General features: G+C 66.0%; 24 protein-coding genes. 15 read left to right on the top strand and 9 right to left on the bottom strand.

The genetic code is table 11. The features are described 5' to 3' along the window. From WEB06_21580 to WEB06_21570, 3 genes are all read left to right on the top strand, one after another. Nucleotides 1–750, top strand: a 750-nt coding sequence (locus tag WEB06_21580) for an ATP-binding cassette domain-containing protein (GenBank protein ID MEX2558210.1), incomplete at its 5' end; no start/stop codon positions are given. After that, nucleotides 747–1289, top strand: a complete 543-nt coding sequence (locus WEB06_21575) for a hypothetical protein (protein ID MEX2558209.1) — start codon at nucleotides 747–749, stop codon at nucleotides 1287–1289. The genes WEB06_21580 and WEB06_21575, both read left to right, overlap by 4 nt. A 23-nt stretch (nucleotides 1290–1312) precedes the next feature. Beyond that, nucleotides 1313–3538 (top strand): ATP-binding protein, encoded by a 2226-nt coding sequence (locus WEB06_21570; GenBank protein ID MEX2558208.1) that lies wholly within the window; start codon nucleotides 1313–1315, stop codon nucleotides 3536–3538. Between the two features lie 55 nt (nucleotides 3539–3593). Here the strand turns inward: WEB06_21570 and WEB06_21565 are convergent, their stop codons facing one another. The 6 genes from WEB06_21565 to WEB06_21540 all read right to left on the bottom strand — a co-directional run bounded on the left by WEB06_21565 (nucleotide 3594) and on the right by WEB06_21540 (nucleotide 10731). After that, nucleotides 3594–4058, bottom strand: a complete 465-nt coding sequence (locus WEB06_21565) for a heme-binding protein (GenBank protein ID MEX2558207.1) — start codon at nucleotides 4056–4058, stop codon at nucleotides 3594–3596. 71 nt (nucleotides 4059–4129) lie between these two features. After that, nucleotides 4130–5302 (bottom strand): amidohydrolase family protein, encoded by a 1173-nt coding sequence (locus WEB06_21560; protein ID MEX2558206.1) that lies wholly within the window; start codon nucleotides 5300–5302, stop codon nucleotides 4130–4132. A gap of 16 nt (nucleotides 5303–5318) precedes the next feature. Further along, nucleotides 5319–6311 (bottom strand): acyl-CoA dehydrogenase family protein, encoded by a 993-nt coding sequence (locus WEB06_21555; GenBank protein ID MEX2558205.1) that lies wholly within the window; start codon nucleotides 6309–6311, stop codon nucleotides 5319–5321. Then, nucleotides 6311–7459 (bottom strand): acyl-CoA dehydrogenase family protein, encoded by a 1149-nt coding sequence (locus WEB06_21550; GenBank protein MEX2558204.1) that lies wholly within the window; start codon nucleotides 7457–7459, stop codon nucleotides 6311–6313. The genes WEB06_21555 and WEB06_21550 overlap by 1 nt, the downstream gene beginning before the upstream one ends. A gap of 18 nt (nucleotides 7460–7477) precedes the next feature. Next, nucleotides 7478–8731, bottom strand: coding sequence for an amidohydrolase family protein (locus tag WEB06_21545; GenBank protein MEX2558203.1), 1254 nt, complete (start codon nucleotides 8729–8731; stop codon nucleotides 7478–7480). 194 nt (nucleotides 8732–8925) lie between these two features. Further along, complete coding sequence (locus tag WEB06_21540) at nucleotides 8926–10731, bottom strand: gamma-glutamyltransferase (protein ID MEX2558202.1); 1806 nt, start codon at nucleotides 10729–10731, stop codon at nucleotides 8926–8928. Nucleotides 10732–10833: 102 nt separating this feature from the next. Here WEB06_21540 and WEB06_21535 point away from each other — a divergent pair, with 102 nt between their 5' ends. After that, the gene (locus WEB06_21535; GenBank protein MEX2558201.1) at nucleotides 10834–11550 is read left to right on the top strand and encodes an SDR family oxidoreductase; all 717 of its coding nucleotides are present in this window, start codon (nucleotides 10834–10836) and stop codon (nucleotides 11548–11550) included. Nucleotides 11551–11563: 13 nt separating this feature from the next. Continuing rightward, nucleotides 11564–12034, top strand: a complete 471-nt coding sequence (locus tag WEB06_21530; GenBank protein ID MEX2558200.1) for a nuclear transport factor 2 family protein — start codon at nucleotides 11564–11566, stop codon at nucleotides 12032–12034. Between the two features lie 9 nt (nucleotides 12035–12043). On the opposite strand, the gene WEB06_21525 is transcribed toward WEB06_21530, so the two are convergent. Beyond that, complete coding sequence (locus tag WEB06_21525; protein MEX2558199.1) at nucleotides 12044–12625, bottom strand: class I SAM-dependent methyltransferase; 582 nt, start codon at nucleotides 12623–12625, stop codon at nucleotides 12044–12046. Between the two features lie 224 nt (nucleotides 12626–12849). On the opposite strand from WEB06_21525, the gene WEB06_21520 reads away from it, so the two are divergent. The 7 genes from WEB06_21520 to WEB06_21490 all read left to right on the top strand — a co-directional run bounded on the left by WEB06_21520 (nucleotide 12850) and on the right by WEB06_21490 (nucleotide 20919). Continuing rightward, on the top strand, nucleotides 12850–13644 hold the full coding sequence (locus tag WEB06_21520; GenBank protein ID MEX2558198.1) for an alpha/beta fold hydrolase: 795 nt from the start codon (nucleotides 12850–12852) through the stop codon (nucleotides 13642–13644). A 69-nt stretch (nucleotides 13645–13713) separates the two neighbouring features. Beyond that, a complete protein-coding gene (locus tag WEB06_21515; GenBank protein MEX2558197.1) occupies nucleotides 13714–14982 on the top strand; it encodes a hypothetical protein in 1269 nt (422 codons plus the stop codon). 11 nt (nucleotides 14983–14993) lie between these two features. Further along, entirely contained in the window at nucleotides 14994–16463 is a 1470-nt protein-coding gene (locus WEB06_21510) for an aldehyde dehydrogenase family protein (protein MEX2558196.1), read from the top strand. Then, the gene (locus tag WEB06_21505) at nucleotides 16463–17602 is read left to right on the top strand and encodes a CoA transferase (GenBank protein ID MEX2558195.1); all 1140 of its coding nucleotides are present in this window, start codon (nucleotides 16463–16465) and stop codon (nucleotides 17600–17602) included. The genes WEB06_21510 and WEB06_21505 overlap by 1 nt, the downstream gene beginning before the upstream one ends. Nucleotides 17603–17606: 4 nt before the next feature. Then, the gene (locus WEB06_21500; GenBank protein ID MEX2558194.1) at nucleotides 17607–18077 is read left to right on the top strand and encodes a RidA family protein; all 471 of its coding nucleotides are present in this window, start codon (nucleotides 17607–17609) and stop codon (nucleotides 18075–18077) included. Between the two features lie 5 nt (nucleotides 18078–18082). Beyond that, complete coding sequence (locus tag WEB06_21495; protein ID MEX2558193.1) at nucleotides 18083–18850, top strand: sulfite exporter TauE/SafE family protein; 768 nt, start codon at nucleotides 18083–18085, stop codon at nucleotides 18848–18850. 584 nt (nucleotides 18851–19434) lie between these two features. Next, the gene (locus WEB06_21490; GenBank protein MEX2558192.1) at nucleotides 19435–20919 is read left to right on the top strand and encodes a hypothetical protein; all 1485 of its coding nucleotides are present in this window, start codon (nucleotides 19435–19437) and stop codon (nucleotides 20917–20919) included. An 87-nt stretch (nucleotides 20920–21006) separates the two neighbouring features. Here the strand turns inward: WEB06_21490 and WEB06_21485 are convergent, their stop codons facing one another. Then, nucleotides 21007–21774 carry an FCD domain-containing protein gene (locus WEB06_21485; protein MEX2558191.1) on the bottom strand — a complete coding sequence of 256 codons (768 nt, stop codon included), beginning with the start codon at nucleotides 21772–21774 and terminating at the stop codon, nucleotides 21007–21009. A gap of 201 nt (nucleotides 21775–21975) precedes the next feature. On the opposite strand from WEB06_21485, the gene WEB06_21480 reads away from it, so the two are divergent. From WEB06_21480 to WEB06_21470, 3 genes are all read left to right on the top strand, one after another. Beyond that, a complete protein-coding gene (locus tag WEB06_21480; GenBank protein ID MEX2558190.1) occupies nucleotides 21976–22665 on the top strand; it encodes an SDR family oxidoreductase in 690 nt (229 codons plus the stop codon). A gap of 18 nt (nucleotides 22666–22683) precedes the next feature. Beyond that, a complete protein-coding gene (locus WEB06_21475) occupies nucleotides 22684–24090 on the top strand; it encodes a gamma-glutamyltransferase (GenBank protein ID MEX2558189.1) in 1407 nt (468 codons plus the stop codon). A 69-nt stretch (nucleotides 24091–24159) separates the two neighbouring features. Then, entirely contained in the window at nucleotides 24160–25494 is a 1335-nt protein-coding gene (locus WEB06_21470; protein MEX2558188.1) for an MFS transporter, read from the top strand. Nucleotides 25495–26018: 524 nt separating this feature from the next. Here WEB06_21470 and WEB06_21465 read toward each other — a convergent pair. Then, the coding region (locus WEB06_21465; GenBank protein ID MEX2558187.1) for a tetratricopeptide repeat protein at nucleotides 26019–26607 on the bottom strand (589 nt) is incomplete at its 5' end.

Below are 26607 nucleotides of genomic sequence, written 5' to 3'. Positions count from 1 at the left end.
GTGCTCTTCGCGAGCCACGATGTCACGCGGCTTGGGCCGGAGCGGCGTGGACAGCTGGGACTGATTCGGTCGTTCCAGGACGCGCGACTGTTTCCCACGCTAACCGTCTTGGAAAGTGTCGCGCTCGCGCTCGAGCGCGCGGATCCCACCTGGTTCCTTCGATCCGTGCTCGGCGGGCACGCCGCCGAGCGGCGGAAGAAGGAGCGCGCCCGCGAGATCATCGGCATGATGGGACTCGACGGATACCGCAGCCGGCAGATCTCGGAGCTGTCTACCGGCACACGCAGAATCGCGGAACTGGCCTGCCTCGTCGCGCTCGAACCTACGCTGCTGCTACTCGACGAGCCGTCCTCGGGGATCGCCCAGGCCGAGACCGAGGAGCTCGGGACGCTGCTCGTTCGCTTGCGGGAGTTCCTCGGTGTCACACTCGTGGTGATCGAGCACGACGTGCCTCTCATCATGGGGATCTCCGACCGCGTCGTGGCGATGGAGTCAGGTCGGATCATCGCGGACGGGCCCCCGGAAGTCGTCCGGCACGACCCGCAGGTCGTCGAGTCCTATATCGGGGGCGACGTGCGTTCCGTGCTTCGCTCAGGCGTGGGTGCTGGCGAGCTGGAGGGCCGGGTCGCGGCCGGCGGTCGGTGCACCGTCGTGACGCGCGCCGGATCCCGCTGCTCGCGCGCGGCCGGGCCGGACGGCCGATGCGTACAGCACAGACGCCAAGCGGTGTCGGCTGGGAGTGCCAAGTGAGTCCGACGCCGCGCGAGCGCAGGATAGGGCGCCTCGGCGTCCTCGTAGTGAGTGCGGCGCTCGTCGCCATCACATCGCTCGCCTCGTGCGCGGCCCGAGGCCTTGCGTTCCGCATCGACCATCGCCTCGAGATTCTGAGCCCCAGCGACCGCGTGGAGGTTCGCCTGCCCTTCGAACTACGCTGGCGCGCTCGCGACTTCCCGGTGGGTGCGGCAACGATCGGAGGGAACGGGAACTACTTCGCCGTCTTCGTCGACCGCGCCCCCATGGGGCCGAACCAGCCGTTCCGCGCGCTCGCGGACACCGACTGCAAGCGAACGCGGGGATGTCCCGACGAGCAATGGCTGGCCGATCATCAGATCTACCTCACGACCAGCACCTCGCTGACGATCACGTCCTTGCCGGACGTGCTGCCCGGCAACACTCGGCCGGGAGTGAAGGAACCCCACGAGATTACGATCGTTCTCGTAAATGCGACCGACCAGCGCATCGGCGAGTCCGCGTTCACCATCGAGTTCTTCTTCGTCCGCGACCGCTAAGGGAGAACCGCATGAGAACTCGAATGCCCACGCAGCGCCCGGAACCGCGGGGGGGGAAGGCCAATACCGAGGTCTTGGACGAGATCGCCCAGCGCCAGGAAAAGCTCCGCCGTGTGGGGCGCTCGCTCCTCGGCGTCGAAGGAACCGACGAGCAAGCCCCGCCACTCCGGCAGGGCGCGCGCGCATCGGGCGTCGGCTGGTATCCGCTGATCGCGCTCGGGATCCTGGTCGTAGTCGACGAGTTCCAGGGGTACGGCTTCGCCGTCCTCGGTCCGGAGATCAGTCGCGCGCTAGGCATCAGCAAGGCCACGCTTGGGGCGCTCCTGGCCCTCAAGCTCCTCGCGATCACGCTCGCGACGCTCCCCATAGCGGCGTACGTGCAAAGACGGCCCCGCCGCGCGCTGGTCGCCATCACGATGGGATTCGGGTGGGCCCTGGCCACGCTGTTCACCGGTTTCGTGGTCAGCCTTTGGGGCTTGCTCGTCGTGATGGTCGCCGACGGACTCGCTAGCGGTTCCGTGCGCGCCGTCCACCAACCGCTCCTGGTCGACTCCTACCCGCCGTCGTTCCGCGTACGGGCGCTGTCGTTCCACCGCGGCGCCAACCGGACGGCACAGCTCATCGCACCGTTGCTTGTGGGCCTCGTGACGGCCGTCCTTGGCTTCACCTGGCGGGGGGTGTTCCTCGCGATGGGGGTGTTCTGCCTCGCCGCTGCCCTCTTCTCGGTGCGCCTTCGCGATCCGGGGTTCGGAAGCTGGGACGTCGCGCGGGTCCGTCAGGTGGTGCGCCGGGATGTGGGAGCCGCCGACGCGGGGATCGTCCAGGAAGAGGTGTTACTCGGGTTCTTCGAGAACATGCGGCGGCTCCTGATCATCCCGACGGTGCGCCGCGTCTTGACCGCCTACGCGGTCCTCGGGATGTGGTTCGTTCCCCTCGAGACGTTCATGTTCTTCTTTCTCAACGACCGATGGAACATGGGGCCCGGCGCCCGCGCGCTGTTCTTCGCCGGCATGTCGCCTGCAGCGCTGGGCGCGCTGTGGTGGTATGGGAGACGCGGCGAGCGATTGTTCCGCACCAACCCCCGGCTGCTCGTTGAGCTCTCGAGCCGGGGCGCGATTGTGATGGTCGTATCGCTCCTGGTCGCGGTCGCCTCGCCAGTTTTCGTGGGGATGCTCCTCTTCTTCGCGGTGTCGTTCGCGTCGGCGTCCGTCCTCTTCCCGTCGCTTTCCATGCTGCTGCTCTCAGTCGTCCCGCCGACGGTGCGCGTTCATGCTTCCGCGCTCTCGGGCATCGCCCTCGCAGCCGTCGGCGGCATGGGCGGCCTCCTCCTTCTGGGCGGCATCGACAGGCGCTTCGGCGTCGCGATCGCGGTCGCCTCGCTGTCGATCCCCGGAGCCGCCGCCGCGCTGATCCTGCGCGGCGCTCGCGAGACGGTAAACGAGGACCTCGACCGGCTGATAGACCACGTCGTCGAGGAGGAGGAGATACGCACCATGAAGGAACGGGGGATCTCGCTCCCGATGCTCGCCTGCCGGCACCTCGATTTCTCGTACGGGCGGCTCCAGGTGCTCTTCGATGTCGACTTCACCGTCGAGGAAGGTCAGATGGTTGCACTCCTCGGGACGAATGGGGCCGGTAAGTCCACGCTCCTTCGCGCGATTTCCGGCCTCGGCCTGCCCTCGCGCGGAAGCGTGCACTTTCACGGCGCGGACATCACGTATCTGGACGCGGAGCGGCGGGTCGGGCTGGGCATCACGCAGATCCCCGGAGGTCGCGCGGTGTTCGGATCACTCAGCGTCGTCGAGAACCTGCGCGTCTTCGGGTTCGGGCTCGGCAAGGACTCCCAAGCCATCGAACACGGGATCGAGGCGACGTTCGAAGCCTTCCCGGGTCTCGCCGCGCGCAGGAACCAGGCCTCCTCAACCCTTTCGGGGGGCGAGCAGCAAATGCTCGGCCTCGGGAAGGCGCTGATCCTTCATCCACGGCTGTTGCTCATCGACGAACTTTCGCTCGGCCTCGCACCGAAGATCGTCGGCCAGCTCCTCGAGGTCCTCCGGCGGATCAACGCTACCGGGACGGCGATCGTGCTCGTCGAGCAGTCGGTGAACATCGCGCTCGCGATCGCGCAACACGCGTACTTCATGGAGAAGGGCGAGATCCGGTTCCAGGGCGCGGCGGCAGAGCTCATCGAGCGTCGAGACCTGCTGCGCTCGGTGTTCCTGGAAGGAGCCACGAAGGGCCTGGGCTGACGCGAACAGGAGCAGGCCAACACCCGGTACGGTGGGCGGAGTCTGCAGCCGACCGTTACGAGGAAGAGGCTTCCGACGCGGCGGCGGCCGCCGCGAAGTGGGCGGCGGCGGCTTCGGCGACCTGAGAGTCCTCCTCGTGCTTAGCGCCGCTCACGCCGACGCCGCCGACACTCGTCCCCGCGTACTTCAGGGGGTAGCCGCCCTGCACGACCCAGATGTCGTGGCGGGACGACATCGCCCGCCAGAGCGCCTCGTTCTTGGTCAAGCGATTGTCGATGAAGTCCGCCGTCGACACGGCCACGCCCACACCGAAGACGGCCTTACCCTTGGCTGCCTCCTCTGCTTTTCCGGGTGCGCCGTCCATGCGTGAGGAGGCGACCGTGTTTCCGTTCGCGTCCACGACCACGACCGCGATCCTTACGCCCATCTCCTCCGCCTTGCGAAGCCCGGCTTGAATGGCCCCTTGGGCGGCGGCAAGCCGGACGTGGGGTTGAAAGCGTACGAGGCCGTCCTCTTTCATCTAAGCCCCTCCCGGATCGATGCGCCTTCTCCGTGGCACTGAGTGTGCCGCAAAGCCGGCCCTGCTCCGCCTCAGATGATGCGAAGGTACCGCTCAGCGTTCTCCGCCATGAGCTTTCGCTTTGCCGACTCGGAGATCGTCGTCCAGGAGAGCGCAAGATCCGGCGAGTTCGGGAAGTTGCACTGCGGGTGGGGAAAGTCCGACTGCCACATGAGCACGTCCTCGCCCAGCACGTCGATGATGCTCTTGGCGAGCGGCTCGGCCTCATAGAACTCCAAACCCACGTAGATCTGGCCCTCGGCTGCATACTGGAGAACTTCCTTCTTCATATCGGGGATGGCCGCCCGCATGTAATCCACCTGTCCCTGGAGCCGGTAGAGCCAGAATGGAAGCCATCCCGCGCCGACCTCAGCGAAGCCGACGCGGAGACGCGGGAACCGGTCGAAGAGACCGCTCAGCACCAGGTAAGCCACGAGCCGCTGAGCCCCCCAGGGGTGCGCTGCGGCGCGCGCAGCGACCGCGTTCCCCCAGATGTCACGGTACCCCGGGAAGTACGGCGGCTCGAAAAAAAACGAGTGATGGAGCATCGGCAGGTCCGCCTCGTCCATCGCAGACCAGATCGGGTGTAGGTCCGGGTCGTCAACGGGAAGATCCTGCGGCAGGTTCACCGTCACCGCGGCGACGCACCGCTCGTTCGACCACCGCTTGACCTCGCCTGCCGACCATTCAGGATCGGCTCCGCTCACCTGGATCGACGCCTTGAGCCGGTCCGGGTCGGCCTCACAGTACCAGGCGATGTAACGGTTATATGCGCCGAGAAGCTCAACCGAAAGGGACGCATCGAGCGCCGTGCTCGCCATCGCGAAAGTGCCCGGGATGAGGAGATGCCTATCGGCACCCTCGCGATCCATAGCGCGAAGCCGGCCCGACGGGTTATCGTGCCACGTGCCGATCTCGGGTCCGTTCTCGAGCTTCTTCACCGCGTCTCCGAGCTTTTTCCGCCAGTTGCCTTCTTCGCCGGTCTTTCCGCCGAGCGGTCGGTCGAACTTCCAGGGAGCGACGTTTAGGGCGAGATACGGCTTGTCGTAGTCCCCGAGGTCGGTTCGGAGCCGCTCCTGGAGGATCATGTAGGGCTTCAGCTCATCCCAGCGTCGGCGGAGCTCGTCGCTTGCGTGCTCGAGGAGCAACTCCATCGCAGGCACGACGTGGGTGTCGGTGTCGACGATTCTGTATCCGTTTTTCATGGCGATTCCCTTCCTCTCACCGAGGTCCACCGCCCGATCCGTTGAGACCTTCATTCGCATCGCCTTCGAATCCGGCCAGCACGGTCGAAGGCGGCACGCCCGGCGTGCGGGAGCGCCTGTCGGCGACGAACCGGACCGCATCTCGCCGCCCGATGGAAAGACGGGACCACGACATCTGCGACGTCAGCTGGACGAGGCCCGTCTCGAAGCAGAAACCGAGCGCCCCGAACACCTGATGCACGTGTTCGACGATTCGCTCAGCGGCCTGGTCTGCCCAGAGCCACGTGAGCGCCGCGGCAACCGGCGCGTCCGGCCTTTCCTCGTTCGCGCGCCATGCCGCGTCGAGGACGCCGAGGCGCAACCCCTCCAATAGATTCAGGCACTCGGCCAGCCGGAACTGCACGGCCTGGAACGACGAGAGCGGTTGGCCGAACTGCTCACGGGACTCGGCGTGCTGCGCCGCCATGGAAAGCGCTCCGCGCCCGAGACCCTCGAGGGCGGCGGCTCCGAGGAGCCACCGTCGCGGCGCCATACGATCCCACCCTACCGCCGCCGGTCGCGAGATCCAGCCGTGCGGCAGGAGGTAGGACGTCCGAGCCGCGGGCAGCGGGCCGGTCGCGAGGACTGTGCCGGTGCCCTGATCGACGACGAGGTCGGCCACCGCGCCCCATCCGACGACGACGTTCCCAGCAGAGCCGGGCGGAAGGCTCGTCACGACTGCGCCCCGTGCGACCGCCTTGACGGCTTCGGCGCAACCGGAGTCGAGCGCCATCTGGGCTTCCACGACGGGTCCCGGAAGCCCCGCACGTGATCCCTCCATGATCGCCACCACAAGGTCCACATCGGTTCCTCCGGATTGCGTTATGCCCGGGAGGCCGAACGAGGCGAGCTCCTTCCAGTCGGCGAGATCGAACCCGTCGAAATCTCCCAGCCGTTCCGCCCGCCGCGCGGAGAACCGCTGGAGCTCGCTCGCGAGCTGGATCGTTTGCTCGGGCAGTCGGAGGTCCATTACTTCCTTCGCTCGATCCCGAGGCCTCGCTGCGCGACGATCCCCATCTGGATCTCGTATGTACCGGCGGTGATGGTCGCCGTCGGCGCAGAGCGTACAAACGTCTCGATCTCGCCCCGCTCGAGCGAGTTCGGATCGTCAGCCTCGACGAGGGCGAGCGGTCCCACCATCCGCTTCGCGAGGGAGGCCACATGATTCTCGTACAGCGCGTTGTAGATGCGCGCGGTCGACGCCTCCCACGCGGGAACGCCGCCCTCTTCTTTGATCGCGACGACCTTGTGGTTGATGAGCTCGGCCGCGCGCCCGAACGCCAGCGCCTCGGCGAACCGTTCTTCGTACTCTGGGCCCGCGCCATCGGGGAGTCGCTCGAGGAGGCCGAGCATGCGCGTCGAGCGTGCGTAGCGAGCCGTCCCCGAACGCTCGAACGACAGCGCCGTGGTAGCCACCTCCCATCCGTGGTCGAGGGGCCCGAGTAAGGCACTCCGGGGGACGATCGCGTCGCGGAACGAGACCTGGTGGAGACGGTGAGTGCCTAGCGGCGTCCGGATCGTGCGAACCTCGACCCCGGGCGTCTCCATGTCGACGAGCAGCACCGACAGACCGTCGCGGCGCCGAGAGCCGGGCGTCGATCGCGTGACGAGGAAGCCGTAATGCGCGATATCCCCGTAGCTGATCCAGATCTTCTCGCCGTTGACGACGAAGTCGTCGTCGCGCACGAGGGCGCTCGTCTGGAGCGACGCGAGATCGGATCCTGCACCCGGCTCGCTGAACAGCTGCGCCCATTGCATCTCGCCCGCCGCGATGCGCGGGAGGAACACACGCCTCTGATCTTCTGTGCCGAAGCGCATGATCGCCGGGCCCACCCAGTTCAATCCCATGTACTGGCCGCCACGTGGCTCGTGGTGGGCCCACAGCTCCTGTTGCAGCACGACCTGGGTCCAAGCCGACGCACCGTGGCCGCCGTACTCAGCGGGCCAGTGCATTGTGAGCCAGCCTCTCGCGGCCATCTCGCGGCACAAGCGGAAAGACACATCGCTGGCGTCCCCTTCGCGAAAGATCCCGACCCAGTCCTTCGGAAGACGCTCCGCGAGGAACGCCCTCACGTCCTGCCGCAAGGCCTCATCGCTCGGGTCGAACTCGAAGTTCATCCGCCATCCCGTCCTGGCCTACACCGGCAGCGGGACGTCGGGGAGGGGCAGGCGCTCGGTCACGATGAGCTTGGGCTCGATGCCGTACATCTCATAGGCATTCGTACCGAGCATCTTGGCCTGGACGTCCTTCGGAACCCCCCACTTGTTCATGTGCTCGATAGCCTCCCAGGCGTCCTCCGCGTCGAAGTGCGGATAGTCAGACGCCCAGACGCCGATGTCGGCGTACCGCTTCCAAGTCTCGAAAACGGTCTCCTCGTCGCTCTCGAAGGCTATCCAGGAGCGCTTCATGAAGATTTCGCTCGGCCGCGCCTTGACCTCGGTGCCCCGGGTAGCCGTCCACAGCTTCACGCGGCCGTTGGCTTTGTCGAGGATGTAGGGGAGCCAGCTCGCGTTCGACTCGAGCACGGCGAGCTTGAGGCGCGGGAACTTGGTCCACAGGTCGTTGTGGAACGCCATCATGAGGAACGCCTGAGCATCGTGAGCGAAGCACAGCGTCTCGGAGACGATTCCGGTTCGTAGCCCCGAAGCCTCTGAGATCCGGTCGATGAACCAAGCGGTGCAGTCGGCCGGGTGCCTCGGCGTAGCCGGGAATGGGTGGATTCCGGCGACCAGGCCCGTCTCCTGGATGGCCTCCCACACAGGGTCGAACAAGGGACCGGCCGGGTAGCGACCGTCGATGACGTTCGGGCGAATGATCACACACTTGAATCCCAGCTCCGCCAGCCGCCGAACCTCGGAGATCGTGTCGTCGTTGTCGTGCTGCGGGATGATCCCGGCCGGGAAGAGACGCGTTGGTTCGGCCTTGCAGTAGTCGGCAATCCAGTTGTTGTACGCGCGGGCGAGCCCAAGCGCGGCCTTCGGGTCCTCGATGCAGGTGAATGTCATGCCGCAGTAGGTCGGCAGCAGCATTACCTGGTCGATCCCCATCAGGTCGAGGTCCTTGAGCCGCGCTTGCGGATCATAAGCTCCGCGCGCGACCGGGAATTGATCGACTCCCATGTTCATGCGCGAGAGCTTGTTCTTGTCCATGCCGGGGACAAGGATCGCTCCAAAGAACGCCATCGGACCTTTGACCTCGCGATGCAGCTTCCCATTAAGCCAAATCGTCCAACCTCCGTCGGGACTGTCTTCCTTCCACATCCCCTCGCGGACGGCTGATTGGAACTCCGGTTCGACGTACTCGGTCCAGATCTCCTGGGGCTCGAAGATGTGACCATCGCAATCCATGACCGGGAAGTCCTTCGTCATGCGTTCTCCGTTGCTGCTCATGCCGTCCCTCCCCTTCCATCGGCCCACGGCTGGAGACGCGCTTCGCCGCGCTTCTTCTCTCCCGCGAATTGAGTATGCTCTTCTCTTTATGTTGCCACCCAGCGGCGGAGTCCGTCAAGTCCTCGAAAAGTCGGCCCCCGGTGACCTCTCGCCGTGACACTCGAAGGGTAGCGGCCGGATTTGAAGCTCCCCCCTCAGCCGGTCGCGATACCCCCCGGCTTCCCGGGGTCCACCCCACTTCGCCGCTCGCCCTCGAAGCCGACAAACACACCGTTCGGGCGGGCGAAGTGGACGGTGGTCGGCTCCTCGACCGTAGGCTCCACGCGGAAGCCCGCTTCCTCGAGCGCGTCGGCGCCCGCCCGAGGCCATCGCGCGTCGAGAAGGACGACGTCGCCGGTCTCGATGTGAATGCGCGGAGCCTCCACCGCCTCTTGCAGCGTCAATCGCTCGGTCGCGAGCGCCACGAGGATTTGGGCGACCCCCGAAATGATCCGGCGGCCCCCCGCCGCGCCAAAGCCAGCGAACGGACCGCGTCGGTCGTCTGCCATCACCACAGGGGTCATCGCGCTCAGCACCCTCGCTCCCGGCCGGATCCCATTCGGCGTGTCCGGGCGCGGGTCGAAGTAAGCGATCCCGTTGTTCAAGAGCACGCCCGTCTCGGGATCCAAGATGCGCGCGCCTCCGTTCGCGAGGATCGTCGCCGTCAGCGATACGATGTTGCCTTCTCGATCCACGACCGTCATCTGCGACGTATGACCCGACTGGCCCGGTACGGTGGCGGGCCCCCTGCGAGAAGGCGACTCGCCGGAGAAGCGGTGAGGATCCGGCGCCGGCTCGCCGGCCAGGTGGGCGTCGAGCCGCGCGCGCGCATAAGCCCGAGAGCGCAGTCCGTCCCACGGAACGGAAACCTCCGGCGCTGTCGACATGTAGGCGAACCTATCTTCGAATGCCATGAGGAGCGCGCGAGCCCAGGCCACCGGGTCATCGTGGGGACCCTGCGTTTCGGCGAGCCGGGAGCCTTTGCGGACCGCCTCGTCGTAGATCTGGACGGCTTCCAGCACCGTAGGAAACCCAGATACCGGCGCTCCCGCGAGACGAAATCGGCCGAACGAAGCAGTCGGCGGGGACTCAATGATCGTGGGCCGGTATCGTTCCAGATCGGCCGCGCTGAGCAGGCCACCTCCGGCCCGCACCGCACGCACGATGGACTCGCCAATCTCGCCCCGGTAGAAGGCGTCGACGCCCTTCGCGGCGATGTGCTCGAGCGTGCGAGCGAGCTGCGGCTGAACGAGCCGGTCGGCCGGCCGCTCGACTGGACCGCGCAGCGCGGCGCCGCCCTTGAGGAAGATCTCCGCGCATCCCGGGTCGCGAGCGTACGAACGCGCCTCGCTGGCGAGCAACGCAGCAACGAACCAGTTGATCCGGAACCCATTGGCAGCGAGCGCGATCGCCGGCTCGAGCACCTGTTCGCGCCGAAGCCGCCCGTATCGCTCCTGCGCAGCCAACAGGCTCGCCACCGCGCCGGGCACCGCGACCGATTTCGGTCCGAGCATGTTCGCGAACCCCTCGACGTTCGGATAGTCGAAAAACTTGACCGACCATCCGCCCGACGCGAGTGCTCCGTCGGGCTGCTCGGCGGCGAGAGGATAGTGCTCTGGTGTCGCCTCGAACGGCGCCACCATGTGGCCCTCGACTACGATGAATCGCTCCGGATCGCGAAAGGCGATGGTGAGCGCGGCACTACCACCAACGCCACTCATAGGAGGCTCGACGACGCCGTCGGCGAAGGCCGCTGCGACCGCGGCGTCCACTGCGTTGCCCCCCTCGCGGAGCGCATGGGCTCCCGCTTCGGCGATCAATGGGTCCGGTGCGACGACGAGCCCGCCATCGGTCACGACCTCGTTGCAGTGGAGCCACCGGGCAACGGGCGGCCAAGACACCGCGCTCAATGCCAAGACCTCCTCAATCGGCGTACTGAGATCGTACAGACGCTCGCGCATCACGAAGCCCCGCCACATGCCGCGGTCGGCTCGGGGCGCTCGCGTTCGAGCTGAAAAAGAGTATAAGGTTTGACATGTGACCGTCAAGCGGCTTCGCAACCGATGACGCTCCGGAGCTCGTCAGTGGTCATCATCGGCGGGAGTTCCGGCATTGGGCTCGCGTGCGCCGTGCGCGCCGCTGAAGCCGGCGCCGACGTGACCGTCGCTGGGCGCGACGCCGCGAAACTCACAGACGCGCAAAGGGCGATCGGCGAAGGAGTGCGCGTCGCGGCGCTCGATATCGCCGACGAGAATGCCGTCCGCCGTCTCTTCGTGGGACTGGAACGCGTGGATCACGTCGTCGTCCTCGCGGGCGAGCCGATCTCTGCTCCTCTGGTCGCCTCCGACATGACTCTCCAGCGGCGCATCATGGACGTGCGCTTCTGGGGGGCCCTGTACGTCTGCAAGTACGCCGCACCCAAGTTACCGGCCGAAGGATCGATCACCCTGTGCTCCGGGGTGGCCGTGCTCCGTCCCCAGCGTGGCCGGCCGGTCGGCGTCGCGTCGGCCGCCGCGGTCGAGGGACTTGTCCGGGCGTTGGCCCTTGAATTCGCGCCGATCCGAGTGAACGCCATTTCCCCCGGCCCGACCCGAACCGGGGTGTTCGATCGATACTTTAACGAGCGAGCGGAGGAGGTCGTCGCTAGTCTCGCCGAACGGCTGCCGGTCCGCCGGATCGGCGAGCCGGCCGACGTGGCCGAAGCCATCCTGTTCCTGATGTCCAACAGCTACGTAACCGGAATCACGTTGCACGTCGACGGCGGTTATCCCCTCATATGAAGGAGAGGAGAGCATGAGCGCACTGGACGATCGCACCGACGTCGAAGAGGTCCTGATGCGCTTGATCCGCGCGCTTGACGAGCGGGACTGGGACGCGGCGGCCTCCTGCCTGACCGAGGACTTCCGCTACGCTCAGCCGGTTAAGGGGGCGTTCGTGTCATCGGGCGAGATCGCAGGACGCGAGGCGTTCCTCGAGATGGCGCAAAGTATTGAGCGGCGAGCGTCTCTCGTCCAGCACTACCTCGCCAATGTCGTCGTCCGAGTCGACGGGGATGAAGCGCAGGGCTGGGCCAGCGCCTTCGTCGTCCATGTGTTCGGCGAAGGCGAAACGAGCGAAGTCGTCCACAGCGGCGCGCGGATGGAGCATACGTTCCGACGGACCGCAGGCGGATGGAAGGTAGCTCGTCTCGTCGGCGTGCCGATCTGGCGAGACGCGCGGTTCTTCGGCCTCGCACGCGGGACGCTCGCGCCGAGTGGTTCCTGAGCGAACTCCTCAGGGCCGCTCGGCCAGCGTGAGGATCCAGCGACGCTTCAGGACCTCTTGCCGAACTTGCGTCAGGCCCGCTGCGCACAGCGTTGCTTCGTACTCATGTCGGAGGAGGTAGCGCCCCCCGTGACGCCGGATCGCGTTGGCAAGCCGTTGAACCAAGCCACGCCCCTCTACATCTGCGAGGAGCGCGCGACCACCCGGCCGCAGGACGCGCGCGATCTCTCGGAATCCATCCTCGGGCGAGCTCCAATGGTGCAGCGACAGCGACGTCGTGACCACATCGAACGCGGCGTCCGTGAAAGGCAAGCGCTCCGCATCGCCGAGCAGGAAGCGCCCGGGCACCTTCGTGTGGGCGACGGCTGCCATTGCGGGACTCGAATCCATCCCGGTCGCCAGGATGCCGCGCGCGGCCGCCTCAGCAACGACGTTCCCCGTTCCGGCGCCGACGTCCAACATACGTTCACCGGCTCGTGGATCAGCCAACTCAAAGATCCTTTGGTACAGCGGTCGCAAAAGATAGCCGCTCAGGCCGCGGTCCATCGTCGTCGCGAAGCGTTCCCACTGCTCGGTTTCGGCTTGGGGCATCGCTCACCTCTGCGGATGGTCGTCGACCAATCTGGACCTAGACAAACAGGATACTATTTTTACTTGGGGGGCCCGGAGAGTGTCAAGAACGACCGCAAAGCTCAGGAGGCCGATTACCTAGGTTTCCCGCCATAGGGACTTGTGGTGGCGGCGGCCTTGACGCGGGAATGGGGCGGCTGCCAGGATGATTAAGGAAGCTGAATTTCGCTCGGGCGGAGGTCTGAGTGCCGTACACGAACTCGTCGGGCGCCAAGATCTGGTGGGAGGAGGAGGGCCGAGGTGAGCCGCTGCTTCTCATCATGGGGACCGGCTACACGCTCGAGACATGGCATCGGGTACGGCCACTCTTGGCCGAGCGACATCGCCTGATCCTGTTCGACAATCGCGGCGTGGGAAGGAGCGAAGTCCCCGAGGGGCCGTACGAGATCGGACAGATGGCGGCCGACGCCGTGGCCGTTCTGAACGCCGCGGGCGCGCGGGTCTCCCACGTCGTGGGCGCCTGGCTCGGTGGAGCAATCGCCCAGGAACTCGCGTTGGCGTATCCCGAGCGCATACGCTCGCTCGTTCTGGTCGGCACGTCTGCTTTCCGACACTCGGTCGATCCCGAGCCGGCCGCGCTCGAAATGGTGGCTCGGCGTGCCAGCATGACGCGCGAAGATGGCGTGCGCGCCGCCATTCCATTTACCTATGATCCCTCGACTCCGCAGGATCACATCGAGGAGGACCTCGCCATTCGCATGCAGACCTATCCGACCCCGGCGGGCTACGTAGGGCAGCTCAAGGCGGCTGCCGCCTACGAGAGTCGCAGCCGCTTGGGGGCCGTCCGTGCGCCCACGCTCGTCATTCACGGCGAGAGCGACCGCCTGGTTCCTGCGGCGAACGGCCAGGATCTCGCCCGGCTCATCCCCGGGGCACAGTTCGAGCTCGTGTCGGGTGCCAGCCACAACCTATTCACCGACAAGCCGGACGAGACTGTCGGGTTGATCCTCTCGTTCCTCGGTGGGATCAGGTCACGCTGACGCACGACCAGTTGTCCCCGACAGAAATTGAGTGTACTGTTTTCCCAGCCCACGGCTCCGGGAGGGATCGTGTCGACCGCTGATCGAGAGCTCTGGAACCCCGACGTTCAAAAGCGGGACTCCGACGCTGTGAACGAAGCCGCGACACGTGGCGTCGCCCAGGTGTGGCGCCGCATATGGGAGCTGCCCGTACCGTTCTATAGAAACAAGCTCGAAAAAGCCGGGTTCGACCGAGACACGGTGCCGCCCCTCGACGAGATCCCGAGGACGAGGAAAGAGGAGCTCCGCGCGGACGAGGAGCGTCATCCTCCATTTGGGACCTATCGGTCGGTCGAGCTGACGCAGGCTGTGCGCATCGGATCCTCGACGGGAACGACCGGCAAGCCGATGCTCTTCTTCTACAGTCCGAACGACCTCGAAGTTCACATCGAGGTCGCGCGCCGCAACCTCTGGAGGCATGGGTTGCGGGCGGGGAACCGGTTCACGCACAGCTGGCCTCAAGGCTTGTACCCGACCGGCGTGTCGGCCGGCCGCCAGTATCTCGATCTCGGCATCCTGGAGATCCCGGTCGGACCGCCGATCCCCCGAGAGGTCGCAGCCGACCACATCCGGCTCTGGGACATCCTGCGCCCCAACGGGTTTCAGGTCACCGGCTCGCAGCTCCAGACCTACGAGGAGGCAGCCGTCGATGCCAGCGTCGAGTTCCCGAAACTCCTCGAAGGTGGCGTTCTTGCGTTCCTCGAGGCAAGCTGCCAGTTCGAAGGCCCCCGAAAGCGGATCGAGTCGGCATTCGGCGTCGAGCTGCGAAACATCGGCGGCGCGTCGGAGGTTCCTGGCCTCTCCACGAGCGACTGCCGCTATCACACCGGACTCCACACGGCGTCCGATCACTTCGTGATCCAGGTCTGCGACCCGGCCACCGGGCGCGAGGTGCCTCCGGGCGAGCGAGGCACGCTTGTGGTTACAGCGTTCGGAATCGACGCGACGTTCATCCGCTACGACCTCGAGGACATTGTGACAGCATCGACTACGCATTGTCCCTGCGGGGAGGCGGGAGCGCGATACACCCTGCTCGGGCGCGGCGCCGACATGGTGACCGTCGATGGGCGCGGGATCCTGCCGATCGACATCCAGCTCGCGCTCGAGGAAGCGGGTGCGCCTGAGTTCCAGATCGCCGGGCGCCACGACTCCTCGCTCAGCCTTAAAGTCGAGACCGAAGGCAGTGAGGCGGCGGTCGCAGGCCTCCTACGGGAGCGGCTGGACCTGCCCGTTGACGTCGCTGCCGTCGCGCCTGGCTCGCTCCCGCGCGCCGGTTTCAAGCCCCGCCGGATTACGTGACGGAGAGCCCGATGACGCACCATTCTACCGAGAGGATCGTGCCCTCCGGCGCGATGCTTATCGGCGATCGATGGGTGGGGGATTCCTCGCTCGGGCGCCCTTCTCACATCAATCCGGCGACGGGGAAGGTCCTAGGCTCGTTCGCCCTCGCCGGTCCACGCGAGATTGACGAGGCCGTTCGGGCCGCCCGAGCGGCCTTCGGCGAGTGGCGGGGCATGGTGGCACGGGACCGCCGGCGCATCCTCCAGCGAATCGCGCAGTTGCTCGAAGAACGCGTCGAGGAGCACAACACGCTACGCGCGCACGAGGCCGGCGTCCCCTTCAAGGTGCCACCGGACCGTCGCTGGCTCGCCGCCGAGTACTTTCACTACTATTCGGGCTGGGTCGACAAGTTGCGCGGAGAGTCACCGCCCGCGTACTCGGCCCCCTCGCTCGACTACACGATCCCCGAACCCTACGGCGTGGTCGCCGTTATCGTTCCCTGGAACGCCCCCGTCATGTCGGCTGCGATGAAGGCGGCGCCTGCGCTCGCGGCAGGGAACTGCGTCGTGCTCAAGCCTTCGGACCTCGGACCCTTCACCCCGCAGCTCTTTGGGCAGCTTTGCCTGGACGCAGGCCTGCCGCCCGGCGTTCTGAATGTGCTTCCGGGTGGGCAGGCAGCCGGCGAAGCGCTCGTCAGCCATCCTGGCGTCGACAAAATAAGCTTCACAGGAGGCGGCGCTACGGCGACGGCGGTGATGTCGGCGGCGGCGCGAAATCTCACGCCGGTCACCCTCGAGCTGGGGGGGAAATCGGCGAACATCGTGTTCCCCGACGCCGACCTGGATGCGGCCGCGGCGATGGCGTGCCAGACCGGGATAGTCAACGTCGCCGGCCAGGGCTGTAACCTGCCGACGCGGCTGCTCGTCCACGACACCGTCTACGACGATGTCGTGGAGCGGGTGGTCTCACGTGCGGGGGCGCTCAAGATCGGGCTTCCCTTCGACCCCTCGACGCAGATGGGACCCGTGATTAGCGAGAGCGCCTGCTTGCGCATCCTCGCGGTCATCGCGCAGGCGGTCGCCGAAAAGTCGGGCAAGCTCCTTATCGGCGGGCGGCGGCTCAGCGAGGATCTCGCCGACGGATTCTTCATCGCGCCGACGGTCTTCGGAGAAGTCGACAACGCGAGCCGTCTCGCGCAAGAGGAAGTCTTCGGTCCAGTGCTTTCGATCCTTCGCTTCCGCGATGAGGACGAGGCACTGGCGCTTGCGAACGGCACCAGATACGGCCTCGCCGGGTACGTCTGGACGTCCGACGTCAAGCGCGCGCATCGCGTCGCCGCCGCGCTCGACGCGGGCTGGATCGGGGTGAACGGCTTCCCTCCCATGCCGCCCAACGCTCCGTTCGGAGGCGTCAAGCAGAGCGGCTTCGGCCGCGAAGGCGGAGCAGAAGGCATCTTCGAGTTCGTGCGGGTAAAGAACGTTCACGTCGACCTCAACTGATGGGGTACGCGCCGCTCGCAGGAATCCGCATCCTTGACATCTCCCGCCTTTATCCGGGCGCGCTCACGACGGTGAAACTCGCCGACCTCGGCGCGGACGTCGTCAAGGTCGAGGAACCAAACCGGGGCGACTACCTCCGAACGATCCCCCCGCTGATCGGGGGCGAGGGAGTCATCCACCTGCTCTGCAACAGGGGAAAGCGCAGCGTCGCGCTCGATCTAAAAATGCCTGAGGCATTGAAAACCTTCCATGCCCTCGCGCGGACCGCCGACGTGATCGTCGAGTCGGCACGGCCGGGGCGGTGGCTCCAGCTCGGGCTCGACTTCGCCGCTCTTCGTCGTGAGAATCCGGTGCTCGTGGTCTGCTCCGTCTCGGGGTTCGGGCAAATCGGTCCGCTGGCTCCGCTCGCTTCGCACGGCATGAACATGGATGCCCTGGCCGGAACGCTCGTGCTCGGGGAGTGGGAGGCGCGGAAGCGTTTCATCACGTACGGATTCTCCCTCGGCGTCGAGATGGGGGCCGTGAACGCCGCGCTCGGGATCACAGCAGCCGTCTTCCGCGCGCGGGCAACCGGCGAGGGCGCCTGGGTCGACGCATCGTGCTGGGACGCGGCGTTCGAGATCCAGCGACTATCCGTCGCCGCACACCTGGGAGCCGGCGAATCGCTGGAGCGCCGCGAGCCGCGGCCGCTCTATGACCTCTACGAAACGAGCGACGGCAAGCTGATCCTATTCTGCGCGATCGAGCGCAAGTTCTGGGAGCGATTTTCCACGGGCGTGGGACGCGAGGATCTCCTCGACAGGTGGAGCGGAACCGATGTGGACTTCGGCGCCGATCGAAGCCTACGACCGGAACTCGAAGACATCTTCCTCAGTCAGACGGCAGACGCGTGGCAAAAGCATTTCCTCGATTGGGACATTCCCGGAAGCCGGGTGCTCGAGCTGGCCGACGTCCTCGACAATCCTCACCTGGTCGCCCGCGGGTTAGTGCGATCGGGCGCCCAGGGCGAGGCGCCATTCGTCGCGAACCCGCTGCGCTGGCACGACCGAGGCGAGCGGCCCGGCGACGACTCGAGGGCAGCCCCGGCACTCGGCGCGCACACCCAGGAGGTGCTCGACGAGTGGCTTGGAGGGAGATGAAGACATGAGCGACTGGGAGAAACGCATCGCCGAGCTCGGGGTAGAGGTGCCAGGCCCGCTACCGACAGGCGGACTTTATGCCCCCGTCGTCGTCGACGCGGGCGTCGCCTACACGTCGGGGATCGTGGCCGTGGCCGGGCCGCCGATCCGGACGGCTTACCCCGGCTGTGTCGGCAGCGACCTCTCGGTCGAGGAGGCACGAGCCTCGGCCCGCGGAGCCATGCTCAGCACGCTGGCCCAGCTCCGTAGTGTGCTCGGCGACCTCAACCGGATCGAGCGGTTCCTCAAGGTCACGGGCTACGTCCGGGCCGCCTCTGAATTCACGGAGCTTCCGACGGTGCTCGACGGTGCGTCGAACCTGCTCGTTGAGATCTTTGGCGACGAAAGGCGATCGGCGCGCACGACGGTCGGAGTCGCAGCCCTGCCGGGTGGCGCAAGCGTCGAGCTCGACGCGACGGTCAGACTCCGCGACTGACCGCGATGGCGCAACCGGTCGCGACGACACATCGGGTGCGAGCGGCAGCCGGCATCGGACTGCTGGCCGGTTTCTTGTCCGGTCTCTTCGGCGTCGGCGGCGGAATCCTGATCGTTCCGGGACTCGTCCTGTTCATGCGGATGGAGCAGCGGCGCGCGCACGGTACGTCTCTGGCGGCGGTCGTGCCGATCGCGGCCGCCGGTGTCATCGCCTATTCGATCCACGGCTCCGTCGACTGGGCGTCGGCCGCTCTGCTGGCGCCGGGGGCAGCGGCAGGGGCTCTCGTGGGGACGAGCGCCCTCCACCGATTGGGGCAGCGCACGCTGCGCTACGCGTTCGCTGGCTTCCTCGTGCTCGCCGCGGTACGGCTCCTCGTCGATGTGCCGAAGGCTACTGGGCGGGCGCCGATCGATGTAGCGGTGGCCGCGGGGCTCGTCGCCGTCGGGTTCATCGCCGGCTCGCTCGCAGGCCTCCTCGGGGTGGGCGGCGGCATCGTGATCGTCCCCGCGATGATTGTGCTCTTCTCGACGCCGGACGTAGTCGCCAAGGGTACGTCGCTCCTTGTCATCATTCCGACCGCCGTCGTCGGGTCGGTACGAAACATCGCGCGCCAGAACGCTGACCTTCCCATCGCGGGAGTGGCCGGCATGCTCGGCGTGGCCTCCACGCTAGGGGGGTCGCAGCTTGCTGCGCACTTGAACCCCACGGTCTCCGCGGTGCTCTTCGCCCTGTTGCTCATGGCGGTGGCCACGCGACTTCTCTTTCGGGGGTAGGGGCCGGCCCACTAGCCCAGGCGGTGCCGGGACGCGTCCAGGCAATTCCTCGGTGAAGTCAAAGGGGGACCGGTCTCCCAGTCCCCCTTTGCGCTGAGCGCGCCTTACAAGACTAACCGATGGTGATGCAAGCAGCCGCAGTTTTCTCCGTTGTTGTCGGCGGCTTCTGCGGAGTGATCAGTCTCACACTCGCCGGGTTGAGCGCGTTGAACCGGATCCCGTACGGTTGCTTCCGCACCATTACCCACGTCGCGTTAGTTGTCCCTCCGTATCCGTGGCAGTGGAAATTCCCGTTCTTTTGGATCTGGGTCGGGCCGTGAGCGCTCCCAACGAGCGACATGGCCGATAACACAACAGCTAGTAGAACGAGCGTGAGTACTTTCCTCATGTCACACCCCCTTCGAGCTAGGTCCCACGCGGACGCTGCATTCCTGCCGCTCATTTTTCGTCCGAATCGCGGTGTTGGAGGGACCGATTTTTGCTTGCATCGCGAAACAGGTCCTTATTGACAAGCTGCATGAATTCTGCGACCTTAATTAAGGATCCTCTTTTTGTCAAGGCTCGGAAGAGAGAGGGTAGGGACCATGAACCGACCTTCCACACGCGTCCGTCACTTCTTCACCTACCTGGCCATTACCATTTTGACTGTGACCGCCTGCTCGTCTACCACACGGCAGGCTACGAGCCCCGACGGTTCGCCATCCCCAGGCGTCAGCCCGACCGACAGCGGTACGCCGACGGTTGGTCCCTCGGGGCTTTCTAAGACGCCCGGCGGGGGGTCAGCCAAACCCGGGCCCAAATCGCTCGGCCCAGGCGGCGTCCAGCCGTCGACGAAATTCCCTCTCAAGGGCAAGGGGTACAACGAAAAGGAGGTCCGGATCGGCTTCTGGTTCCTCGTCAAGGGAAACGCGTGCCAGACGCTCGGGGCGTCCGGCCAATGCGGGACTGGGGATGACGACACCGAACTCAATGCCCTCGTAAAATGGGTGAACAGCAACGGGGGCATGGGCGGCCGCAAGCTCGTCCCGAAGGTCTACCGGACCGACGTGACATCCAGCAACTGGGCCGCGCAAGCGCAGGCCGCGTGCACCTATTTCACCGAGGACCAGGACCTAATAATGGCCGTCAGCGAGGGAGAAGCCGGTCGGCCTTTCGGTTCCAATTGCATAGCGAGCAAGGGCTTGCCGGTGATCGACCCGGCACACTGGACGTGGGACGCGGTGGAACGGAAGAAGGTCCTGCCTCTGTGGTATCAGCCGCAGCGCGCGGCGCCGGAGGACTGGGTGCCGGCGTGGATCGATGGCTTGTGGAACCAGGGGTTCTTCTCGAACAGCTCGAGGATCGGGCTCTTGCGATTCGACGCCGGACCGTATGACCGCGTGACCGAGAACATCATCAAGCCGCGTCTGGCCGCTCATGGTCTCAAGCTCGCTCCGAACGGAGAGGCCATCATCACCACGCCGCCCAGCGTCGCGGGATACGGGCAGCTGAACCAGCAGATCGCGAGCGCAATCTTGCGGTTCAAGGGCCCTCCAGCAATCGATCGGCTTCTGGTCTTTGAAACCATGTCGGAGATCTCGCTCTTCTTCTTCCCTCAGGCCCGGACCCAAGGCTTCTATCCGCGGCTTGGCGTGAACAGCTTCCAGTACCCCTACTCGATCCAAGGCGTCGCGACGCCCGCCCAGCTCGCTGGAGCCGTTGGAATCGGATGGCAGCCTTACTACGACGTCGCACCGGAGCAAGACCCAGGCGACAGCGCCCGTGCGGCGCTGTGCAAACAGGCCCTCCAGCAGGGTGGTGCTCCCCCCGGCGCCGGCCGCAATCCCAAGTGCGAAACGATCTTCTTCCTCAAGAGGGTCCTGGATCGAGCCGCGGTCGATTTCGGCATGACTCCGGCCGGGATCCGGACTGCCGCTGAGAGCCTCGGCACCTCGCTGCCGTCGGCAGCCGGTTTCGCGACGCGATTTGGCCCCGGTGATCATCAGGGGCTCGCCGCCTACCGTTACCTTGTCTATGACAACAAGGAATGTTCTTGCTTCAAGTACATGGGCGGAAACCATCCCTTCTAGTCGGTCGGGAAGGGGCTGCCCTGAAACGATCGTGTCTGCCGGTCAGAGCTGATCGGACAGGCCGAGAGATGGCGCCAAGGGGCCCGGCTACGAAACGCGGGCAGGGGTTCCGGCGGACCGGGAGCCTTGTGGTCGCTTCTCCTCGGGTGCCCGGAGCCAACCGGTGATGGCTTGAAGATGCCGAAGCATCCGACGTTCTGCTGTGTCGGGATCCTTCTTGATGATCGCCTCGGCGATCGCCGCGTGCGTCCGGTGCACTTCGCGAGCCGCCCACTCGTCTGAAGGAGGCGGCAGCGCTTGCTGGCCCGTTAGCCGGCCGAGGATCTGTACGAACAACCGCAATGCCGGGTTGCCGGTAAGATCGGCGATCAAAATGTGAAAATCATGGGTGTGCTCCGTTAGATTCTCCGCGACGAGCTGCTCCTCGCGTTCCAAGTAATTTTGGAGACGCACAATGCCGTCACGAGCAATGCGCGTGGTGGCCTGACGCACACAACTCAACTCGAGAGCCGTTCGAGCCTCGAAAAGATGGTGGGGCCCGATGTTCTGAAACTGCAACTGCAAGGCGACCGTCCGGACAACAGCGCCGATGTCCGGTGCCGTTACGACCAGGCCGCCACTTGGCCCGCGGCGCATCGCGGCGGCCATGTGGTGCTCGACGATACGCACAGCCTCGCGCAGCACTGCGCGGCTGACACCATATTGCGCGAGCAGCTCACCCTCTGAACCGAGCACTTCCCCGATCGGCCAGCCTCGAGCGACGATCTTCCCCTCGATCTGCTCCGCTACGATCTCAGCGAGCTTCCGACGGTCACCCTTGGCACGCAGCGAGAGGGCTTGTTCTGTCCGCGCCATGTGGCCTGCCTTCAGGTCGGATAGCAGTCTTAACACATTACAGTGTACCCTATGCTTTTCCAGAATCCGGGTTCCCCACAACCGTGGCTGATTAATTTCGCTCGATAGAGTATCCTCATTTATGATCCTGCTCTGATTGCCCGGTATTCCGAACGAGCTGGAGGTAGATTGGTCGCCCGGCTGATCGGACGATCCGTCGTTGTGATAGGTGGAAGCTCGGGGATCGGACTTGCGACTGCCCGAGGTGCTCAAGACGCTGGGGCACGTGTCAGCATCGCGGCGCGCAATCCGGAGCGACTCGCAGCAGCTCGAAAGACGCTCGGCGGGCATGTCAAGACTATTCCGGTGGATGCGACAAGCGAAGACGAAGTGCGCCGCTTGTTCGACCTTGTTGATGAAGTGGATCACGTCGCGACGTTCGCCGGGAGCCTGGCCTTCGGCCGGATCCTGGAAACCGACACCGATCAGCTTCGCGAGGGGATGGAAGGACGCTTCTGGGGCGCGGCGAACATATGCAAACACGCCGCGCCGCGAATGAACGATGGGGGTTCGATCACGCTGTGCTCGGGGGTTGCCGGCATTCGTTCCAGGCCAGGACGGAGCATGGGAGCCGCCTCGACGGTCGCCGTGGAAGCGTTTGCCCGGGCTACCGCGCTGGAGCTTGCCCCTGTTCGGGTTAACGCCGTGTGCCCTGGCGTGATCGATACGCCGCTTGCAGACGACCTCCTTGGTGCCCGCAAAGAGGAAGCGTACGCCGAGCAAGCCAAACGCATCCCCCTCGGTCGCGTTGGTCGAGCGGAAGAAGTCGCCGACGCAGTGCTCTTCCTCATGACGAACCCCTTCGTCACCGGGACCGTGCTCGTCGTCGACGGCGGTTACTGCCTCGTCTGAACGGCTAGGGAGCAGCTCATGAATGGTGTTGTCGCTTCGAGCGATCCACGCGCGGCGGCCGTGGGGGCTAGTGTCCTCCGAAATGGGGGGAACGCGGTCGACGCGGCGGTTGCAGCCGTGCTTGTGCTGTTCGTCGTGGAACCGCACGCATGCGGTCCAGGGGGCGACGCCTTCTTGCTCTACGCGGAGCCAGGCCAGGTACCTTGGGCGCTCGATGGATCAGGCTCGGTTCCCGCAGGACTGACCCAGGAGGCGCTCACGGCGGACGGACTCGAATGGGTTCCCGTGCGCGGCGGTCGCTCGGTGACCGTGCCTGGAGCCGTCGCACTCTTGGAAGACGCTCTTTTGCGGTTCGGGACGCGCACCTTCGGCGAGCTGGCCGGACCGGCGATCGACTACGCCCGCAATGGTTTTGCGGCTCGCAGGACGCTCGCTCAGACCGCGGTCCGAGCCAGCGCTCATGTCACGAAAGACCCAGTGCTCGGCCCGTTGTACTGTCCCGGAGGCGATCCCCTGCGCGCCGGCCAAAGGGTGGTGAATCCGTGGCTGGCTGACACGCTCGAACTGATCTCAAACGATGGGGCCGCTGTCCTCTACCGCGGCCCCATCGCCGACGAGATCATCAGGCGGGTCCGCGAGGATGGCGGCTACCTGACGCTCCAAGACATGAGTACTCACACGACCGCCCAGGTGGAGCCAGTGCAAACCACCTTCCGCGGGGCCACAGTCTGGGAGCTCCCCGAACCCACCCAGGGACCGGCGGTCCTCGCCGCGCTCGATCTGATCGAGCCGCGGCAAACTATCCGATGGGAGGAAGTGCTCGAGGCGATCGTCGCGGGGCTCGCTTCTGCGGGCATCGACCTTCGGGCCGTGCCACCGTCGCGGGTGGCCCCGGCTGGTCCTCGCGACACGACTTATCTCGCAGTCGTCGACTCGGCGGGGCGAGGCGCTTCGATGATCACCAGTATCTTCGCCGATTTCGGCTCTCATATCGGGATCCAGTCACTCGGTGGTGCCATTCAGAACCGGGCCGCAACCTTCATGGCGATGCGCCGCCAGCCGCGGCCGGGCAAGCCTCCACACACAACGATCCCAGGCCTGGTGACGAGACAGGGAGCCCTGGAGTACGTGCTCGGGCTCGCGGGTGGCTACGTCCAAGCGCAGGTGCAGGTGCAGCTTTTGATTCGATTGTTGGCCGAGGGGCTGGACCCGCAACCTGCCATCGACGCTCCCCGTATGCGCATGCTTTTCGGCGGGGAGATCGCGCTGGAGCCGGGCCACCCGCTCGCGGAAACGTACCCGGAGGCGGTCGGCCGCGAGGCCGGCCCTGAAGGATTCGGCGCCGCCCAGTGCGTCGCGCGGCGAGGCTCGCATCTTCTCGGGGGAGCCGATCCCCGGCGCGATGGCGCCGTGGCGCTCGCCTAGAGGCGCTGAGCCCGCGGAGAGGCAAACCCTCACTAGGTAAACGCAGTTGGCATTTAGTATCCTCATATCGTGTCCCCTCCGGCGCGATCGTCCCAGCGTGCCGCCGAGCGCGGTCTCAAACGCGCCCTCGCCGCCTTCAGCTATCGCAACTACTTGATCTTCTGGGCAGGCGGGCTCCTTTCGAACATCGGCCGGTGGATCCAGGACATGGTGATGCCCTACATTTTGTACAGGCTCACGGGGAGCGGCTTCATCGTCGGCTTCGCTGCCTTCCTTCGATTCGCCCCTGCCATCGTCGTCGGGCCGCTCGCGGGGTTGCTCGCGGATCGATTCAACCGCCGGACCGTGCTGCTCGTGACCCAAATCGCACTCTCCGTCGTCGCCGTCGCCTTGTGGGCGATGTGGGGTCTCGGCTTAGGGAACCCGACCCTGCTGGTCGTCCTCGCCGCGGTTGCAGGGGTCATCTACGCTCTAAACACGCCCGCGTGGCAGGCGTTCATTCCAGAGCTCGTACCCCGGGAACACCTGCTGGGCGCTATCACGCTGTCCTCGGCTCAGATGAACGCGGCAAAGGCGATCGGGCCGGGGCTCGCGGGGGCAATCCTCGCGACGCTCGGACCGAGCTGGGCGTTCCTGTTCACGGCGATCTCGTACGTTGCCGTCATCGGAGCGATCGCCGTCATAAGCGTGCCCAACAGGCCGCGTCCGGTCGAACAGCGGCGCGCGGTGGCGGCGTTCGCCGACTCGGTCCGCTACATCGCACAACACCGTGAACTGGCTGCGTGCATCGCGGTCATGTGCGCCGTGGCGGCCCTAGGGATGCCGGTTCTCCAACTCACGCCGATCTTTGCGACGGATGTCTTCCACCTGGGTCCGACCGGTTTCGGGATACTCGCCGGAGCCCTCGGGTTCGGGGGAGTGGTGTCGGCACCGATCTTGGGCGGGTGGACCCAGCACCTCGCGCGCGGACGCCTAATCGCCTGCTCCCTGCTCGGCTACGGACTCGCTCTCATTACGTACGCGCAGGCGCGAAGCTTCCCTTTCGCCGTTGTCGCGATGGCACTCGTCGGAGTCGGTTTTCTTTTCACGAGTTCGACGGTGACTTCGACAATGCAGCTCGCTGTTCGAGATGCCCTTCGCGGACGAGTGGTCGCCGTCTTCACCACTGCCTTCGCAATCGCCTACCCGATCGGCTCGCTTGTGCAGGGGTGGGCAGTTGATCACGCCGGGCCTCGGCAAACCGTCACCGTCGCTGGCGTGCTCCTCGCCGTGATCGCGACCGGACTACTGGCCAGCCGAGGGGTTCAGGATCGACTCAACAGGACAGGGCTCGCCGACGAGCCAGCGTTAGAAGCGCCAGCCCAGGGAATCGCCGCCCTTGACCCCCGACTGCTGGCTAACTGATCGGAAATGGTCCTGGCGGACAACCGGCCCGACGGACGGCCGATCTTCGAGCACGCACCGGAAAATCTCCTCGCGAAACGGCCGCTTCGCATGGCGTGCCTACGGTAGCAACGCGCAGAGCTCGGTGATTCCGAGCGTCAACGCCATGTGCGAAGGGCTGGCGAACGCGGAGCTGCATGGGCCACGTTGCCGATCCTTCCCGCAGGCAGGAAGAGCGCGCGTGGCGTGACGCTCTGGGCACGGTGGTCGCGGATTCACCGTGACCGCTCCGCGGCATCCGCTGCGAACTCCGCAACCGCTGGGCCGATCTCGGCGCGTCCGTCCAACCGAGGCGGGACGTACATCCCGGCACCACGGTTGACGTGTCAGCCGCGCCGGCTGGGCTCCGGTGGTGAATGGTGGCGGAAAGAGCTCGCGCCAAGAGCTGAGTGACAAGACGCCGCCGATCGCTTCTTCTTTGCCTCCGGCGACCTTGCATCGTCGAACAGCAAGACGGCGGGCGCGGGCATGTCCGGAGAAGTGGATCACGTGCCGTCGGAATAGCCGATGAGCAGATCGTCGAGCTTCTTGATGTTCGCGCCCGGCGGGAATCGGTGCAAGATCGCCCGTGCTTCGTCCAGCGTCTTCCACGACTCGTCGTGTCGCCCTTGGTCGTCGAGCACCGCGGCGAGCAACGCCATGATCTGTATCCGCTCCTCGTCCCAGTCGGACTCCGACAGCATCGCCAGCTCGGCGCGAAGCACGCGTTCGGCCTCCGCCGGCTCGCCTTTCAGCTTGTGCGCCTGGGCCAGCGCCCGATGGCACCATGCCGACCCGAGCAGGTCCTCGCCGGCCTCATCCATGCCGTGGCGTGCCGCCTCGATCGCTTCGTCGTAACGTCCGAGATCGCTGAGCACGTGGGAGAGGGTCGCGATCGCCCGGGACTCCTCGTACAAGCCGGTCGGTCCGGTCGACGGCGACTGAAGCATCTCCAACGCCTCCTCGAGCCTGCCGCGGTTCTGCATGATCTGGGCCTTGATGCTCCTGGCGGGGATCTCGCTTATCCAAGACACGCCGGTCGCCTCGGTGAGATGAGCTGCTTCGTCCGCCAGACTCTCCGCCGGCTCGAGGTTC

This window comes from Actinomycetota bacterium, assembly GCA_040905475.1.
Lineage (GTDB): Bacteria > Actinomycetota > AC-67 > AC-67 > AC-67 > DATFGK01.
Note: the sequence above shows the minus strand (reverse complement) of the source record. Positions and strands in the feature narration are given on the sequence as shown.

Bases quoted from the DNA above. Each gene is read 5' to 3' on its own strand.
- WEB06_21570 (MEX2558208.1), top strand. From the start codon at position 1,313: ATGCCCACGCAGCGCCCGGAACCGCGGGGGGGGAAGGCCAATACCGAG.
- WEB06_21565 (MEX2558207.1), bottom strand. From the start codon at position 4,058: ATGAAAGAGGACGGCCTCGTACGCTTTCAACCCCACGTCCGGCTTGCC.
- WEB06_21560 (MEX2558206.1), bottom strand. From the start codon at position 5,302: ATGAAAAACGGATACAGAATCGTCGACACCGACACCCACGTCGTGCCT.
- WEB06_21555 (MEX2558205.1), bottom strand. From the start codon at position 6,311: ATGGACCTCCGACTGCCCGAGCAAACGATCCAGCTCGCGAGCGAGCTC.
- WEB06_21550 (MEX2558204.1), bottom strand. From the start codon at position 7,459: ATGAACTTCGAGTTCGACCCGAGCGATGAGGCCTTGCGGCAGGACGTG.
- WEB06_21545 (MEX2558203.1), bottom strand. From the start codon at position 8,731: ATGAGCAGCAACGGAGAACGCATGACGAAGGACTTCCCGGTCATGGAT.
- WEB06_21540 (MEX2558202.1), bottom strand. From the start codon at position 10,731: ATGCGCGAGCGTCTGTACGATCTCAGTACGCCGATTGAGGAGGTCTTG.
- WEB06_21535 (MEX2558201.1), top strand. From the start codon at position 10,834: ATGACGCTCCGGAGCTCGTCAGTGGTCATCATCGGCGGGAGTTCCGGC.
- WEB06_21530 (MEX2558200.1), top strand. From the start codon at position 11,564: ATGAGCGCACTGGACGATCGCACCGACGTCGAAGAGGTCCTGATGCGC.
- WEB06_21525 (MEX2558199.1), bottom strand. From the start codon at position 12,625: ATGCCCCAAGCCGAAACCGAGCAGTGGGAACGCTTCGCGACGACGATG.
- WEB06_21510 (MEX2558196.1), top strand. From the start codon at position 14,994: ATGACGCACCATTCTACCGAGAGGATCGTGCCCTCCGGCGCGATGCTT.
- WEB06_21505 (MEX2558195.1), top strand. From the start codon at position 16,463: ATGGGGTACGCGCCGCTCGCAGGAATCCGCATCCTTGACATCTCCCGC.
- WEB06_21500 (MEX2558194.1), top strand. From the start codon at position 17,607: ATGAGCGACTGGGAGAAACGCATCGCCGAGCTCGGGGTAGAGGTGCCA.
- WEB06_21495 (MEX2558193.1), top strand. From the start codon at position 18,083: ATGGCGCAACCGGTCGCGACGACACATCGGGTGCGAGCGGCAGCCGGC.
- WEB06_21490 (MEX2558192.1), top strand. From the start codon at position 19,435: ATGAACCGACCTTCCACACGCGTCCGTCACTTCTTCACCTACCTGGCC.
- WEB06_21485 (MEX2558191.1), bottom strand. From the start codon at position 21,774: ATGGCGCGGACAGAACAAGCCCTCTCGCTGCGTGCCAAGGGTGACCGT.
- WEB06_21475 (MEX2558189.1), top strand. From the start codon at position 22,684: ATGAATGGTGTTGTCGCTTCGAGCGATCCACGCGCGGCGGCCGTGGGG.